This window comes from Streptacidiphilus anmyonensis, from assembly GCF_000787855.1.
Lineage (GTDB): Bacteria > Actinomycetota > Actinomycetes > Streptomycetales > Streptomycetaceae > Streptacidiphilus > Streptacidiphilus anmyonensis.
In genome coordinates, this window is record NZ_BBPQ01000002.1 from 302,710 (window position 1) to 318,249 (window position 15,540).

The 15,540-nt window shown below is 73.2% G+C and carries 14 protein-coding genes; 9 read left to right on the forward strand and 5 right to left on the reverse strand.

Annotation, left to right across the window (positions count from 1 at the left end; all coding sequences use genetic code 11):
• Positions 1-211 precede the first annotated feature (211 nt).
• Together murC and msrB are read left to right on the forward strand one after the other, a co-directional pair.
• The gene (gene murC, locus TR50_RS03950; RefSeq protein ID WP_042413971.1) at positions 212-1,609 is read left to right on the forward strand and encodes a UDP-N-acetylmuramate--L-alanine ligase; all 1,398 of its coding nucleotides are present in this window, start codon (positions 212-214) and stop codon (positions 1,607-1,609) included.
• Between the two features lie 16 nt (positions 1,610-1,625).
• Positions 1,626-2,033 carry a peptide-methionine (R)-S-oxide reductase MsrB gene (gene msrB / locus TR50_RS03955; protein ID WP_042413975.1) on the forward strand — a complete coding sequence of 136 codons (408 nt, stop codon included), beginning with the start codon at positions 1,626-1,628 and terminating at the stop codon, positions 2,031-2,033.
• 60 nt (positions 2,034-2,093) lie between these two features.
• On the opposite strand, the gene TR50_RS03960 is transcribed toward msrB, so the two are convergent.
• Both TR50_RS03960 and TR50_RS03965 read right to left on the reverse strand, forming a co-directional pair.
• On the reverse strand, positions 2,094-3,257 hold the full coding sequence (locus TR50_RS03960) for an acyltransferase family protein (RefSeq protein WP_042414584.1): 1,164 nt from the start codon (positions 3,255-3,257) through the stop codon (positions 2,094-2,096).
• A gap of 117 nt (positions 3,258-3,374) precedes the next feature.
• Complete coding sequence (locus tag TR50_RS03965; protein WP_084699711.1) at positions 3,375-4,184, reverse strand: heavy metal-binding domain-containing protein; 810 nt, start codon at positions 4,182-4,184, stop codon at positions 3,375-3,377.
• A gap of 95 nt (positions 4,185-4,279) precedes the next feature.
• Here TR50_RS03965 and TR50_RS03970 point away from each other — a divergent pair, with 95 nt between their 5' ends.
• The 3 genes from TR50_RS03970 to TR50_RS03980 all read left to right on the forward strand — a co-directional run bounded on the left by TR50_RS03970 (position 4,280) and on the right by TR50_RS03980 (position 7,423).
• Complete coding sequence (locus tag TR50_RS03970; protein ID WP_042413979.1) at positions 4,280-5,425, forward strand: XRE family transcriptional regulator; 1,146 nt, start codon at positions 4,280-4,282, stop codon at positions 5,423-5,425.
• Complete coding sequence (locus TR50_RS03975) at positions 5,422-5,991, forward strand: PIN domain-containing protein (RefSeq protein ID WP_042413981.1); 570 nt, start codon at positions 5,422-5,424, stop codon at positions 5,989-5,991. The genes TR50_RS03970 and TR50_RS03975 overlap by 4 nt, the downstream gene beginning before the upstream one ends.
• Positions 5,992-6,532: 541 nt before the next feature.
• The gene (locus TR50_RS03980; RefSeq protein WP_042413984.1) at positions 6,533-7,423 is read left to right on the forward strand and encodes a TIGR04222 domain-containing membrane protein; all 891 of its coding nucleotides are present in this window, start codon (positions 6,533-6,535) and stop codon (positions 7,421-7,423) included.
• A 66-nt stretch (positions 7,424-7,489) separates the two neighbouring features.
• Here the strand turns inward: TR50_RS03980 and hemQ are convergent, their stop codons facing one another.
• Entirely contained in the window at positions 7,490-8,206 is a 717-nt protein-coding gene (hemQ, locus tag TR50_RS03985) for a hydrogen peroxide-dependent heme synthase (protein ID WP_042413986.1), read from the reverse strand.
• A gap of 20 nt (positions 8,207-8,226) precedes the next feature.
• Positions 8,227-9,681: a protoporphyrinogen oxidase gene (gene hemG / locus TR50_RS03990; protein WP_042413990.1), complete on the reverse strand. Its 1,455-nt coding sequence runs from the start codon at positions 9,679-9,681 to the stop codon at positions 8,227-8,229.
• Positions 9,682-9,827: 146 nt separating this feature from the next.
• Here hemG and TR50_RS42275 point away from each other — a divergent pair, with 146 nt between their 5' ends.
• Complete coding sequence (locus TR50_RS42275; RefSeq protein WP_084699712.1) at positions 9,828-10,850, forward strand: DUF4349 domain-containing protein; 1,023 nt, start codon at positions 9,828-9,830, stop codon at positions 10,848-10,850.
• 164 nt (positions 10,851-11,014) lie between these two features.
• Here TR50_RS42275 and hemE read toward each other — a convergent pair whose 3' ends face one another.
• Positions 11,015-12,025 (reverse strand): uroporphyrinogen decarboxylase, encoded by a 1,011-nt coding sequence (hemE, locus tag TR50_RS04000; protein WP_236654272.1) that lies wholly within the window; start codon positions 12,023-12,025, stop codon positions 11,015-11,017.
• Positions 12,026-12,167: 142 nt separating this feature from the next.
• Between hemE and TR50_RS04005 the strand changes: the two genes are divergently transcribed.
• The 3 genes from TR50_RS04005 to TR50_RS04015 all read left to right on the forward strand — a co-directional run bounded on the left by TR50_RS04005 (position 12,168) and on the right by TR50_RS04015 (position 15,460).
• Positions 12,168-12,875: a DUF3000 domain-containing protein gene (locus TR50_RS04005; RefSeq protein WP_042413997.1), complete on the forward strand. Its 708-nt coding sequence runs from the start codon at positions 12,168-12,170 to the stop codon at positions 12,873-12,875.
• Positions 12,876-13,155: 280 nt separating this feature from the next.
• The gene (locus TR50_RS04010; protein WP_042414000.1) at positions 13,156-13,884 is read left to right on the forward strand and encodes a response regulator transcription factor; all 729 of its coding nucleotides are present in this window, start codon (positions 13,156-13,158) and stop codon (positions 13,882-13,884) included.
• 217 nt (positions 13,885-14,101) lie between these two features.
• On the forward strand, positions 14,102-15,460 hold the full coding sequence (locus tag TR50_RS04015; RefSeq protein WP_084699744.1) for an HRDC domain-containing protein: 1,359 nt from the start codon (positions 14,102-14,104) through the stop codon (positions 15,458-15,460).
• Positions 15,461-15,540 lie beyond the last annotated feature (80 nt).

Sequence of the window (15,540 nt, forward strand, 5' to 3'; positions counted from 1 at the left end):
GAGGAGGACGGCCTCGTCCGCCCGGGATCCGACCGCCCAGGGCCCGGCTTGTCGGGCCCGCGCTGGGCGCGCCTCCCGGCCGAAGGCCGGGGGGAGCCGCACATCGGCGGCTCCGCCGCGCAGCTGAAGTGCCTGGCGGGCGCCTCGCCCTGGATGCGGCAGAATCGAGGCGACCGCCCGTCGTCGACGCGAGCAATCGGAGCCCGACACCATGAACGCCTCGTCCGCGCCCCTAGGCGCCCCGCACTTCATCGGCATCGGGGGCGCCGGCATGTCCGGGCTCGCCAAGATCCTCGCGCTGCGCGGGGCGCAGGTCTCCGGCAGCGACGCCAAGGAGTCGACCGTCGTGCTGGCCCTGCGCCAGCTCGGCGCGGAGGTGCACGTCGGCCACGCCGCCGAGAACGTGCCGGCCGGCGCCAGTGCCATCGTCGTCTCCAGCGCGATCCGCGAGGACAACCCGGAGATCGCCGAGGCCCGCCGTCGCGGCCTGCCGATCGTGCACCGCTCCGACGCGCTGGCCGCGTTGATGGAGGGCCGCCGGGCGCTGGCCGTCGCCGGCACGCACGGCAAGACCACGACGACGAGCATGCTGGCGGTCAGCCTCACCGCCCTCGGCCTCGACCCGTCCTTCGCCATCGGCGGCGACCTGAACGAGCCCGGCAGCAACGCCCACCACGGCGCCGGCGAGATCTTCGTCGCCGAGGCGGACGAGAGCGACCGCAGCTTCCAGAAGTACACGCCCGAGGTCGCCATCGTCCTCAACGTGGAGCTGGACCACCACGCCAACTACGCCTCCATGGACGAGATCTACGAGTCCTTCGAGGCCTTCTGCGACCGGATCACGCCGGGCGGCACGCTGGTCGTCGACATCGACCACGCGGGTGCGGCCGAGCTGGCCTCGCGGGTCTCCGGGCGCCACTTCGACATCGTGAAGGTCGGCGAGGCCGAGCCCGCGGACTTCTGGATCCGCAAGATCACTCCGCGCGGGATGACCAGCGAGGTCACCGTCGAGTTCGACGGCGGGCACGAGTACACCTTCACCGTCAACGTCCCGGGCCGTCACTACGCGCACAACGCCGTCGCCGCGCTGGCCGCGGGCGTCAAGCTCGGCGTCCCGGCGGCGGAGCTGGCCCCGGCGCTCAGCACCTACCAGGGCGTGCGCCGTCGCCTCCAGCTGAAGGGCGAGTCCGCCGGCGTCCAGGTGATCGACTCCTACGCGCACCACCCGACCGAGATCGCGGCCGACCTCCAGGCGATCCGTGAGGCCGCGGGCGAGGGCCGGGTCGTCGTGGTCTTCCAGCCGCACCTCTTCAGCCGCACGCGGGAGCTCGGTCTGGAGATGGGCGAGGCGCTGTCGCTGGCCGACCAGGTCGTGGTGCTGGACGTCTACCCGGCCCGCGAGGACCCGATCCCGGGCATCACCAGCGAGATCGTCATCGAGGCGGCCCGCGCCAAGGGCACGGACGTCCAGGGCTCCCACTCGCTCGCGGCGGTCCCGGACCTCGTCGCGGGAATCGCGAAGCCGGGTGACCTCGTTCTCACCATGGGCGCCGGGGACGTCACCTTCCTCGGTCCGGAGATCCTCTCCCGCCTGGACACCCTCGGCTGACCGAAGGAGCGCGATCATGGGCTACGAGATCGAGAAGACCGACGCGGAGTGGCGCGGCGAGCTGACGCCCGCCGAGTACGCGGTGCTGCGCGAGGCCGGCACCGAGCGCCCCTTCGTGGGTGAGTACACCGACACCAAGACGGTGGGCGTCTACTCCTGCCGCGCCTGCGGCAACGAGCTGTTCAGCTCGGAGACCAAGTTCGACTCGCACTGCGGCTGGCCCAGCTACTTCGCGCCGCTGGCCGAGGACCGGGTGCAGTACATCCAGGACGACAGCCACGGGATGAACCGGGTCGAGGTGCGCTGCGCGAAGTGCGGCTCGCACCTGGGCCACGTCTTCGAGGGCGAGGGCTACGGCACCCCGACCGACCAGCGGTACTGCATCAACTCCATCTCGCTGAAGCTCCGCCCCGCGGACGCGTGACGGCCGAGACCCGGCGGGCCGAGCCCGCCGGGTGAGTCCCCGGGCGCGAGCCCGGGGGGCTCAGGAGCCGCTGCCGAGATGGCCGTTCGCGCGGACCTGGGCGAAGGAGCGCGCCATGCCGCGCTTGAGCAGCGGGCCGAGCGGGCGCTCCACCAGCCGGTGCAGCAGCCACGCCGTCACCAGCATGACGCCGAGCGAGACGGCCACCGTCGCGTAGGGCGGCAGGTGCGGGCTGAGCCGGTTGATGATCTCGAACCCGATCTCCTGGTGCACCAGGTAGAGGGGGTAGGTGAGGGTGCCCGCCACGGTGAGCCAGCGCCACCGCACCCCGTTCATGGCACCCAGCGCTATCGCCCCGACCAGGGCGAAGGAGAGGGTGATCACCACGGCCGCGACCCGCCACGACAGCGGACGCTCCGCGCCGCCCGAGTTCGTCTGGACCATCGACTGGATCCGGTCCAGCGACATCAGCCAGCAGAACCCGACCATGCCGAAGAGCAGCAGGTTGGGACCGTACTTGTGGATCAGGAAGAACGCGATCCCGGCGATGAAGTACCAGGAGTAGTCGGCCTGGACGAGGTTGCTCAGCAGCGGGAAGTTCGAGCCGATCGCGATGATCGAGGCGAAGCCCCAGATGCCGCAGAAGGCGAGCACCCGGCGGTAGGTCAGGCCGAAGGCGGCCAGGACGCCGAAGAGCACGTAGAAGCAGAGCTCGATCCAGAGCGTCCAGTAGACCTGGTCGATGTTGGACTGGCCGACGGGGGACGGCACCATCGTCAGGTTGGTCAGCACCCGCACCAGCGTCGGCTTGTGCGGGTCGACGCCCCAGCGCTGGGGTGCGAAGTAGAGCACGGCCGAGGTCAGCAGCACGGCGACCCAGAAGGCCGGGAAGAGCCGGGTCACCCGTGAGGTGACGAACTCACCGACCGAGCGGCCCCAGCAGGTCATGCAGATGACGAAGCCGCTGATCAGGAAGAAGAGTTCGACCCCCAGCCAGCCGTAGGCGCCGATCGCGGAGCCCACCGGCATCAGCCGACCGGTCTTGCCGTGCCATATCTGCGGCCAGTGCTGGACTCCCATCCAGTGCCAGGAGAGGACGGCGAGGGCCGCGACGAGGCGTAGCCCGTCCAGAACGGCGAGGCGGGGACGTGCCGTACCGGGGCCTGGGGTGGCGGCCTTCGGTGCGGCAGTGGCGGTCGGCTGGTCCAGGAGGGTGCTGGTCACGACGGTCTTTTCGGTGGGGAACACTGCCCGGCGACCCTACCCAGACACCTGTCCGATAATCCATATGCGGAACCATGCATTCACAGGGTCGACACAGCTCGGCAACCCGCCCGAGGGTCAGCGGCTGAGCGGCATGGTCATCGTCGGCTTGACCGGGTTGGCGTCCGGCCGGACCTTGCTGACCGCCGTGCCGAGCGCGAAGAACTCGACCCCGTGCTCGCCCCAGTAGCGGAAGTCGTCGACGAAGGTCCCGACGATGCCGTCCGCGCCCAGCTGCTGGCCCTCGTACTGCATCCGGGCCATCGCCAGCTCGCGCGCGTCGTAGAGGGCCTGCGTGAACTGCGGCATCTCCGCGTTCTGCCCGACCTGGGAGAGCGTCTGCCGCAGGGTCTGGTGGGCCACGTGGTAGACGCAGTTGCCGAGCACGAGCCGGCGCGGCAGCCAGCCGTGCTCCCAGAGCGTCCAGAAGTCCTGGCCGGAGAGGCTGGTGGTGAACGGCTTTCCGTTCGGGGCGCGGTAGTTGGCGCCGTCGGTGGCCTTGACCGCGGTGCCCACCGCGATGAACTCGACGACGTCCGCGAGGAATCCGTAGTTCATCGGGCGCAGCTCGACGCCGATGACCCCGTCCGCGCCGAGCTGGGCGGCCTCCGCCTCCATGCGGGCCATGGCCAGTTCGCGCACGTTGTACATGGCCTGGGTGAGGACCCCCAGCTCCTGGCTGACCTTCCAGTTCCCGTACTGGACGCCGACGTGGTAGACGCTGGTGCCCATCACCATGCCCAGCGGCTCGAAGCCGGACTCGGTGACCAGCACGAACTCGTTGACCGACAGGTCGGAGGTGAAGCAGGGACGGCCCTGCCGCGAGCCGTCGAGACGGCCGCGTGCGATCTCGGAGACCTGGACCTGCTGATACCCGGGCGTGCTCATGGCCGCCTCCCCCTTCGGTCACGGGCCTCGGCGCGGCCCTTCGGGGGAACGGTAGCAGCGTTGCGATTCTCGCAATACGGCCGTACCGTGGGGGTATGGACGAATCCGTCTCCGGGCGGGTACGCGAGGTGATCCGGGCGGCAGGCCTGAGCCAGGCCGCCTTCGCCGCGCGCACGGGAATCACGCCCGACAAGCTCTCCAAGTCCCTCGGCGGCGTCCGCCGCTTCAGCTCGCTCGACCTCGCGCTCATCGCGGAGACGGCCGAGGTCAGCGTCGACTGGCTGCTCACCGGTCGGCGGCAGCCCCCGGCCGGCGTCGCCGCGCGCGGCGACGCCGGCGCACACGGCCCGAGCCTCAGCGAACGCGCCGAGCGGTTCACCGCCGCCTACGACGTGCTCGAACTACTGGGCCGCGCACCCGCTTTGCCCGCGCTGCCGGTGGTGCCCCCGGTCGGCGACCCGGACGAGCAGGGCGAACTGCTCGCGGCCGACGCGGGCGCCCGGATCCGCGCGGAGGCCGATGCGGAGCCCGCCCTGCTCGCCACCGGCGACCTGCTCTCGGTCTGCGAACACACCTTCGGCGTGGACTTCGCCGTGACCGAACTGCCCGCCGCCGTCGACGGATTCGCCTGGCAGGAGGAGGGCTTCCGGCTAGCCCTGGCCCGGCGCGACGAGCGCTGGACCAGGCAGCGCTTCACCCTCGCCCACGAGCTCGGCCACCTGCTCGCCGGGGACGCCGTCGAGCCGCTGGCCGAGTCCCCCGTGGCGCCGGGCCGCCAGGCGGAACCGGACGAGGTGCGCGCCAACGCCTTCGCCGCGGCACTGCTGCTGCCCGAAGCGGAGGTCCGCGAGGCCGCCGCCACGCTCGACTTCGCCGAGCTGGTGGTCCGCTTCCGGGTCTCGCCCAGCGCGCTCGCCGCGCGGCTGCGCCGGCTCGGCATGATCGGCCCGACCGAGCAGGCCAGGCTCCGGCGGCGCACCACCGCCGCCTGCCACCTGGCGGCCGCCGCCATGGACGCCTACCTGCGGGAGGCCGCCCTCGCCGCCGCGGAACGCCCGCCGGCGCGTCTCGCCGACGGCCTCTGGTCCGCCTTCGAGGCGGGCGAGACGACACTGCGTCCGCTCGCCGCCCTGCTCGGCATGGCCCCCGGCGAGCTGGAGGGCCGGCTGGCGACGTCCGACGCCGGGCCGAACCCCTCGGAACCCCGCGCCGACGAGGGGGAGTTGGTCTACCAACCATGACCGGCCGGACCCAGTGGTGGTTCCCCGACAACACGGTGCTCTGCAACTTCGCGGCCGTCGACCGACTGCCGCTGCTGGAGAAGGTGCTCGACGGGAGAGGCCGCTGGTCCGAGGCGGTCGCCCGGGAGTCCGGGCTCTCCGCCCGCCGGCTGCCGCCGCTGACCGGCCTGGTCGACCGCGGCTCCCTGGGCGAGCCGATCGAGGTCACCGACATGGACGTCCGCGCCGAGGTGGAACGCCTGCGCCGGGCCGTCTTCGGCGGCGACCGACGTCGTCCCACCCAGCATCTCGGCGAGGCCGAGACGCTCGCGCTGATCACCAGGGATCCGGAGTTCCGCCGCTCCGTGTGGATCTCCGACGACCGCGACGCCGCGCGCTACGCCCGCCGCCGCGGCATCACCACCCTGGAGACCTACGATCTCGTCGCCGCAGCCGTCCGCGAGCGGCTGGTCACCCCCGCCGAGGCCCACGAACTGCTGCACCGGATGACGGAGACGGGCCGCCACCTGCACCGAACAAGTTCGGGGCCGGAGGAGTTCGGCGCCGGACCATTTCCGCACAGGTGAGGAAAGCTCAAATCTAGCTCTGAGAATGAGGTCCGGCTCTTCCCGGCGAACGGCCCAGCCGACATGCTCTCCCCATGGAGCCAGGTGCGGGGGACCTGGCTCCTTCCCTCTTTCTTTGGAGGAGGTGTCCGGATGAGCCTCGATCCACTGTTGGTCGCCGCGGCGGTCGTCGTCGGTCCGGCGGCCGGGCTGCTCCTGTGGACCAGCTCCCGATCCAGGGGCAGCGCCCGAGCCTTTCGCGCCGCCAGGCGGCTGCTCGGCGGCTCGGTGCTGCTGACGCTGCTGCTGGCGGCGGTCGCCACCTTCCGCTGGTCGGACGCCACGATGGGCGCGACCACGACCGGTGCGAGCGTGCCGCTGCCGGGCGCACCCGGGCCCGCTGCCGGGGTGCCGCCGCTGGCCGGCTTCGTCGCCTTGGCCGCGCTGGCCGGGGTCGCGCGGGTCGTGGCCGCGCGCCGACGGCATGACGTCGGATCACGGTTGCATATCCGTCGACCTGCGCATCTTGAGCAACAGACGCCACTCGGGTTGGTTGGCGGACATGCCGTACCTGTTCCTGGTGCCCGCGGTGCTGCTCGCGGCCCTGTCGTCGCTCCGCCTGTGCCGCCTGGCCGCGGCGAGCGACCCGCTCCCGGGCCTCGGCCCGGAGGCGCTCCTGCTGCCGCCCGGCGCGTCGGCGCCGAGCACGCCGTCTGAGTCGTTCCTGCGTGAGCTGCGCCCGTCGGCGCCGCGCCCGCCCGCGCCCGTCGAGGCGGCGTACCTGGCGGGCGGACCGCGCCGGGTCGTGGACGTGACGCTGATCGACATGACCGGGCGCGGCCTGCTCCACCTCGCCCACACCGGCTGGACCTCGGTGGCCCGTCCGCTCCCCGACACGGAACTGGAGTCGGAGGTCCTCGCCGCGCTCGGCCCCGAGGGCCAGCGCCGCACCGACGAGGTCCGCGGCGAGGTCGCCGCCGGTCCGGCCGTCGCCGCGCTCGCCCGCTCCCTGGCCGACCTCGGGCTCGCCGTCCCTCCCGGCGCACGGGCGGCGCTCGCCGAGGCGGTCGCGGGCGTGCGGTTCGCGTTCCTGGCCACGCTCGGCCTCGGGGCCACGGCACTGGCCCTCATCGGCGCCCGCGACCTCGTGTCCGGGGCACACGAGGGCCTGCTGACCCCGGCGGCCTGGTTCGTGCTGCCGCTGGTGCTGACCGGCGGCACGCTGCTGATGGCCCGCGCCGAGTTCGCCCCGGTCACGCCCTGGGCGGCCCCGGCCGGTCAGGAGCTCCTGCACGCGCTCCGCCCGCGCCGCCGGGCACTCCACCACGCGGCGGACCCGCTGTCGGCGGTCGTCCTGCGCGGGCCCGCGGCCATCCGTGACCCGCGGCTGCGTGCCGCGCTGACGGTGCGTCCACGGACGCGTCAGGGGCGCGGGGAGACCCCGCGCCCCTGAGGCGAGTGATGCCGCCGGACGGGCCCGTCAGGCGGGACCGTCAGAGCGGACCGTCGGAGCGGACCGTCAGGCGAGACCGGCGACGAGCTCGCCGATCGGGCGACGGCGGCCCGTGTAGAACGGGACCTCCTCGCGGACGTGCAGGCGGGCGCGGCTCGCGCGCAGGTGGCGCATGAGGTCGACGATGCGGTACAGCTCGTCCGCCTCGAAGGCGAGCAGCCACTCGTAGTCGCCCAGGGCGAAGGACGCGACCGTGTTGGCGCGGACGTCCGGGTAGCCGCGCGCCATCTTGCCGTGCTCGGCCAGCATCTCGCGGCGCTCGGCGTCCTCCAGCAGGTACCAGTCGTACGAGCGCACGAAGGGGTACACGCAGATGTAGCCGCGCGGCGTCTCGTCCGCGAGGAACGCCGGGATGTGCGACTTGTTGAACTCCGCCGGGCGGTGCAGGGCCATGTTCGACCAGACCGGCTCCATGCGGCGGCCGAGCTCCGTGCGACGGAAGAGGTTGTACGCCTCCTGCAGGTTGTCGCTGTCGCCGGAGTGCCACCAGATCATGAGGTCGGCGTCGGCGCGCAGGCCGGAGACGTCGTAGGTGCCGCGCACGGTGACGTCCTTCTCGGCGAGCTGCGCGAACAGCTCCTCGACCTCGGTGGCCATCGCGGCGCGGTCGTCCGGCAGCGCGTCCTTGAGGCGGAAGACCGACCACAGGGTGTAGCGGATGACGTCGTTCAGCTCGCGAGCCTTCGGCTTCGCCTTATCGGTGTCAGTGTGCTGGTCACTCATGGGGTCATTGTCTCCCTTGCTCACTCGGCTCCGGACACCAGGTCCTTCGTCACCGCGGCCGCCGCACGCCAGCCGTCCGCGACGCAGGCCGGGATGCCGACGCCGTGGTAGGCCGCGCCGCACAGCGCCAGGCCGGGCAGCGCGGCGACGGCCGCCTCGATGCGGGCGACGCGCTGCGGGTGTCCGACGGGGTACTGCGGCAGTCCCGCACGCCAGCGGGTCACCGCGTGCGCGTACGGCGTCGCTGTGATGCCCGCCGCCTCGCGCAGGTCCGCGCGGGAGAGGGCGACGAGTTCGGCGTCGTCGAGGTCCAGCACCGCCTCCTCGCCCTGGCGGCCCAGCGAGGTGCGCAGCACGAAACGGTCGGGGGCGGCCTTGTCGAGCCAACCCCACTTGTTGCTGGAGAAGGTGGACGCCTTGATCGCGCGGCCGTCGACCGGCGGGACCAGGAAGCCGCTGCCGGGCAGCGGACCGAGATCGGCGCGGCGGTAGGCGAGGGTGACCAGCGCCATCCCCGCGTACTCGACCTCGCCGAGCTCCGCGGCCGCGCCGGGCGCGAGCTCGGCGAGCAGCCGCGCCGCGACCGGCGCGGGGACGGCCAGCACCACGGCGTCGGCGGTCAGCACCCCGCCTCCCTCGGTGACGACGGTCCAACCGTCCGCGGTGCGGCGCAGTGCGGCGACGGGCGTGTCGGTGCGCAGCTCGGCCCCGGCGGCACGGCAGGCGTCCGCGACCGCGCCGGGCAGGCGCCCGATGCCGCCGTCGATGCCGGTGAAGACGGGGGCGGGGTCGGGGTTCTTCGCCACGGCCGCCAGGGCGGCGTGCACGCCCTCGATCGCGGAACGCTCGCGCCGGGCGATGGCCAGCAACTGCGGCACGGCCGCGCTCAACGAGATCGCGTCGGCGTGGCCGGCGTAGACGCCGCCGAGCAGCGGCTCGACCAGCCGGTCCACGACCTCGCGGCCCAGCCGCGCGGCCACGTACTCCCCGACGCCGATGTCCTCGCCGATCTCGGTGCGCGGCAGCGTCTCGTCCTCGGCGGCACGGGCCAGGCCCTCGGGCGAGAGCACGCCGGTGGCGGCGAGCGCGTCGAGATCGCCGGGGACGCCCATCAGGTGGCCCGTGGGCATCGGGCGCAGCTCGCCGCGGGTCCAGATCGACGCCTTGGCGGTGGTCGGCGGCTGCAGCGCGTCGCCGAGGCCGACGGCCCGCGCCAGCGTGATCGCCTCCGGGCGGCGGGCCAGCATCGACTCCGCACCCAGGTCCACGCCGACCCCGCCGACCTCACCCGAGAGCAGTTTGCCGCCGAACCGCGGCGAGGCCTCCAGCAGGGTGACGCGCGCCCGCTCCGTCCCGTCGACGATCCCGCGCAGCCGCGCGGCGGCCGCGAGGCCGGCGATCCCGCCGCCGATCACCAGGACGTGCGGAAGGGCTCCGGTCGGGCTGCCGGAGGGGGCGGGCGTCGTGCTGTGCATGTCCCTCACTCTCGCACACCCCGTCCGCGCCGCCGACCGCGGCCGGGTCTCAACCCTTTCGTTACCGCCTTGTTGACACAGAGTCGGGAACCCGCGGGCTGTCCGGGGCATCCAATGCGCGAGTACGTGACGAGGGGAGCGGACACATGCGAACGAGGGACCACAGACGCAGGCTCGGGATCTCCGTGGCCACCGGATTCCTGGCGGCGGGCCTGGCACTGACCGGCTGTTCGGCGTCCAGCGGCAGCGACAGCAGTGCGGCGGGCGCGCCGCGCGCCGCGGCGGGGGCGGCGGGATCGGGGGCAGGCGGGTCGCAGGCCCAACCGAAGAGCGGCACGGCGGGAAGCGCACCGTCCTCCGCGCCCTCGCCCGGAGCGACGGGCGCGGCGGCGGCGAACCGGTCGGTGATCTACAGCGGCGAGATCCAGCTGCGGTCCGCGCACGTCGACGCGGCGGTCCAACAGACGCAGACGCTGGTCCGGTCGGTCGGCGGCTACATCGACTCCGAGCAGGTCGGAGACGCCACGACGATGCCGTGGAACGGCGGCGTGGCCGCCGACTCCGGGACACCCCAGCCCGCGCCGCTCGCCCCGCCGTCCGCGGCGTCGGGCGAGGCGGCGGTCCTGGAGCTGCGCGTCCCGTCCGCGTCCTACGACGCGGTCTTCACCCAGCTCTCCGCGCTGGGCACGGTGCTGGCGCGCGAGCGCTCCAGCCAGGACGTCACCGAGCAGGTCGTCGACCTGAACGCCCGCGTCACCAGCGAGAAGGCCAGCCTCGACCGGCTCGACGCGTTGATGAAGCAGGCCGGCTCGCTGAACGACATGCTCACCCTGGAGCAGGCGGTGACCCAGCGGGAGTCCGATCTCAACTCCCTGGAATCCCAGGTCGCGTCCCTGCAGAGCCAGGTCGCGATGTCGACCGTGACGGTCGAGCTCTTCCAGACGGCGGCCCCGCCGGCGGCCAAGCCGAAGCCCTCCGGCGCGTGGGGCGCGGCCGGCCACGCACTGGCCGCGGGCTGGCACGGCCTCTATCTCGTGGGCCGGGGCCTGCTGGTGGCCGTCTCGGCCAGCCTCCCCTTCCTGCTGCCGCTCGCCCTGGTCGGCTACGCCGTCTACCGGCTCTCGCGCCGCCGCCGGAAGGCCCAGGCACACGAAGAGCACGAAGAGTAGGAGACAGACGAGGAGTGGCACAGCCCAGCGACGCGGGGCTGTGCCGACATGCGGCTGCGCCGCGGGGCGCGGGCAACCACCCGGCCGGGATGGCCCTGCTCGCGCGGAGACTCCCCACACACGGTGGCTTGTCGCGCCGTTCCCCTCGCCCGCGGATCCCGCAGCTACCGCTGCGTCTGCTCGTGCACGTAGGCCGTGAGGCGGGTGAGGGCGTCCGGGTTGGTGGTCGGGTGGACGCCGTGGCCGAGGTTGAAGATGTGGCCGCGGCCGGAGGCCTTCGCGGAGGCGAGGACCTCGTCCGTCTTCGCGCGGACGGCGAACTCGGGGGCGAACAGGACCGTCGGGTCCAGATTGCCCTGCAGCGCCTTGCCGCCGGCGACCCGGCGGGCCGCCTCCTCCAGCGGGACGCGCCAGTCCACGCCGACCACGTCCGCACCGGCCTCGCCCATCAGGCCCAGCAGCTCGCCGGTGCCCACGCCGAAGTGGATCCGCGGGACGCCGTACGAGGCGACCTCCGCGAAGACCTTCTGCGAGGCCGGCATCACCGAGCGCCGGTAGTCGTCCGGCGCCAGCCCGCCCGCCCAGGAGTCGAAGAGCTGGACGGCCGAGGCCCCAGCCTCGATCTGCACCTTGAGGAAGCCCGCCGTGATGACCGCGAGGCGGTCGACCAGCTCGGCCCAGAGCTCCGGGTCGCCGTACATGATGGCCTTGGTGTTCTCGTACGTGCGCGACGGGCCGCCCTCGACGAGGTAGCTGGCCAGCGTGTACGGCGCGCCGGCGAAGCCGATCAGCGGGGTGCTGCCGAGCTCGGCGACGAGCATGCCGACGGCCTCGGTGACGTAGGGGACGTCGGAGGGCTCCAGCGGGCGCAGCTGCGCGAGGTCCTCGCGGGTGCGCACGGGGTGGGCGATGACGGGGCCGACGCCGGGCTTGATGTCGAGGTCGACGCCGATGGCCTTGAGCGGCACCACAATGTCGCTGTAGTAGACGGCCGCGTCCACGCCGTGCCGGCGGACCGGCTGCAGGGTGATCTCCTTGACCAGCTCCGGCATCATGCAGGAGTCCAGCATCGCGATGCCCTCGCGGACCTTGCGGAACTCCGGGAGCGAACGGCCCGCCTGGCGCATGAACCAGACCGGGGTGTGCGGAACCTCCTCCCCACGGCAGGCGCGCATGAACGCGGAGTCGTACGTGGGGCTGCTCTGGCCGATCGGGCCGCTCTCGCTCTGGGTCACCCTGAAATCTTCGCACGCTCGAAGCGGGCGTCTTCCGTGGTGTCTGCGCTGCGCGGACACCACGGGCGCATAGTCTTCCGGCATGGCTGGGGTGAGCGGCGGAAAGCCGAGGTACGAGGGCGGTTCCGGGTTCGGTGACGGGGCGTCGGGGGAGCACTCGTTCCCCGAGCCGTTCCGTGCGGCCGTGACCGAGCTGCTCGGCACCCGGATGCGCCCGGAGATCACGCTGGGGAACACCCCTGCGCCGCGCCGTCTCGCGCCCTACGCCTACGCGCTGACCGCGACCGTGGAGTCCGACGGCGAGGAGCTGGCCGACGGCCGGCTGGTGCTGCTGCACGACCCGGCCGGGCACGAGGCCTGGCGGGGCGAGTTCCGGCTGGTCTCGCTGACGCAGTCGGAGCTGGAGCGCGAGATCGCGGACGACCCGCTGCTCGCCGAGGTCGGCTGGTCCTGGCTGACGGACGCGCTGGAGCAGTTCGGCTGCGGCTACACCGAGCCCAGCGGCACGGTCTCGCGCGCCTACTCGCAGTACTTCGGCGCGATCGCGGAGCGTCCCTCCAGTACGGAGATCGAGATCCGTGCGTCCTGGACGCCGGTCCCGCACGGTGACGGCTCGCTCGACCTGGGCGCGCACCTGCGTGCGTGGGGCGAGCTGCTGTGCCAGTGCGCGGGCCTGCCGCCGTCACCGCTGCCGCTGCCGGCTCCGGGCGCACCGTCACCGACCGCGCCCTCGCAGGTGAGCAGCGTCGTGCCGATGCCGACGCGCCGCCAGCCGCGCGGCGGGGCGTGAGACGGCACCCGGTCCGCCCGTCGTTTACTCGCGCCGATCAGGTGAAGGTTCGTCAGCTTCGGCGTACGCTGGGGTATCCGATTTCGGACATTTGGGTCACATGTTCGGCGTGTCGACCGCTTTTGATCACTTTCGGGTGACTTAGGCTCAATCAGGCTGAACAAAGTATCCGAACTGCCCGATTTGCCCCTCACTCAATCGTGATCATTCGCTAAAGCCGGGCACCGATGGTGCCGAAGCAGACAGTGACCCTTTCCCGGCACCTCATACAGGAGGCCTGGTGTCCGTTCTCCTTGAGCACCCCGCAAACCTGGTCGCCTACCGTCCGACGAAGCCCACCGCCATGGTGGTCATCGCGGACCCGCGCGTTCGCTCCACGGTCACCCGGCACCTCTGGGCCCTCGGCGTGCGCGACGTGATCGAGGCCTCCTCTCTCGCCGAGGCCCGGCCACGGGTCGGCACCCCCCGTGACATCTGTGTCGCCGACGTCCACCTCCCGGACGGCTCCGGCCTCGCCATCCTGGCCGAGACCCGCGCCGCGGGCTGGCCCAACGGCCTCGCGCTCTCCGCCGCCGACGACATCGGCGCGGTCCGCAGCGCGCTCGCCAGCGGGGTCAAGGGCTACGTCGTGACCGGCACCCGCGTCGGCAACGGCGTCCCGCAGCGCCCCGGCATGAACGGCGTCCCCGCGCTGCGTCCGGGCCTGCCGGGCTCGGCGTCGCACCTGCGGCGCCCCGGCATGCAGATGCCGCCCGGCGCCGGAGGCGTCCCGGGCTCCGCCCCGACCCAGGGCCAGCCCGCGCCGCAGGCGTACCGCGAGCTCTCCGGCCGCGAGGTCGAGGTGCTGCGTCTCGTCGCGGAGGGGCAGTCCAACAAGGCGATCGGCGTCGCGATGGGGCTCTCGGCCCTGACGGTCAAGTCCCACCTGGCCCGCATCGCCCGCAAGCTCGGCACGGGCGACCGCGCGGGCATGGTCGCGGTGGCGCTCCGGACCGGCATCATCCACTGAGACATCCGCTGAGACCGCCCCTCCCCGGAGGGAACGTTTCGGCGAGGCTCAGGCCGCACCCTCCAGGGGCGCGGGGAACTGCGCGAGAAACCACTGATGTGCGGATGGCCCGCTGTTTCGGGACCCCCCGCCCACGGTGGCTTGTCGCGCAGTCGCCCGTGCCCCTGTTGCCTCGCACCGGAAGGTCATCACCCACCTACGGGCGTAGTCTTTGTTCGTGACCGACGCCCGCGAAGACGCCATCGACCAAGCAAGCAGCGATGCCCCCGGGCCGACGGTCGCCGTTCCCCTGCTCGAACCGAGCGAGGGCATCCCGCCCGTCATCGCGGACGCCGACGCGCTCGCGGACGTCGTCGCCCGCTTCGCGCGCGGGCACGGGCCCGTGGCGATCGACGCCGAGCGGGCCTCGGGCTACCGGTACGGGCAGCGGGCGTACCTCGTGCAGCTGCGCCGCGAGGGTTCCGGCAGCACGCTGATCGATCCGATCGCCTGTCCGGACCTCTCCGCGCTCGGGGCCGTGCTGGCCGACACCGAGTGGGTGCTGCACGCCGCCAACCAGGACCTCCCCTGCCTCGCCGAGCTCGGCATGCGGCCGGCCCGGCTCTTCGACACCGAGCTCGCCGGACGCCTCGCGGGCTTCCCGCGGGTGGGCCTCGGGCCGATGGTGGAGAACGTGCTCGGGCTGAGCCTGGAGAAGGGCCACTCCGCCGTCGACTGGTCGACCCGCCCCCTCCCCGAGCCGTGGCTGCGCTACGCCGCGCTCGACGTCGAGGTGCTGGTCGAGCTGCGTGACGCGCTGGAGCAGGAGCTGAGCGACCAGGGCAAGCTCGAGTGGGGGCGGCAGGAGTTCGCCGCCATCGTCGCCGCTCCCCCGCCCGCACCGCGGGTCGATCCGTGGCGGCGGACGTCCGGCGTGCACAAGATCCGCAGGCGTCGTCAGCTGGCGGCCGTCCGGGAGCTGTGGCAGCTGCGGGACCGGCTGGCGCGCGAGCGCGACGTCTCCCCCGGGCGCGTCCTCTCCGACGCCGCGATCGTCGCGGCCGCGCTCGCGATGCCCTCGTCCATCGCCGGGCTGCAGGCCGTACCGGGTTTCGGTCCGCGCATGCACCGCCGGGCGCTGGAGCAGTGGATAGCCGCGATCGAGGTCGCCCGCACGCTGCCCGAGCTCCAACTGCCGACGGCCACCGCCGCGCACGAGGGACCGCCGCCGCCGCGCGCCTGGGCCGACAAGGACCCGCTGGCCGCCGCCCGGCTCTCCGCCGCCCGCGCCGCCGTGACCTCGCTCGCGGAGCGGCTGCACCTGCCGCAGGAGAACCTGGTCACCCCCGAGCTGGTGCGACGCCTCGCGTGGACGCCCCCGTCCCGGGTCACCGACGGATCGGTCGCGGACGCGCTCGCCGCGCTGGGCGCGCGTCCCTGGCAGATAGAGCAGGTCTCGCCGGTCATCGCCCGCGCCTTCGTGACCGCCCGGGTGAGCCCGAACGGCGCCACCGCGAGCCCCACCACAGACCCCGCCACAGACCCCGCCACGGGCCCCACCGCGAACGCCTCCGCGAGTGCCGCCGCGGCGGAGTGACCCACGGCTCATCCCTCCCCTCCTTGGCGCGTTGGTTACCGGCGGGTAGCATCACTCTCGGGACGTCGCAGTCGCGAGCC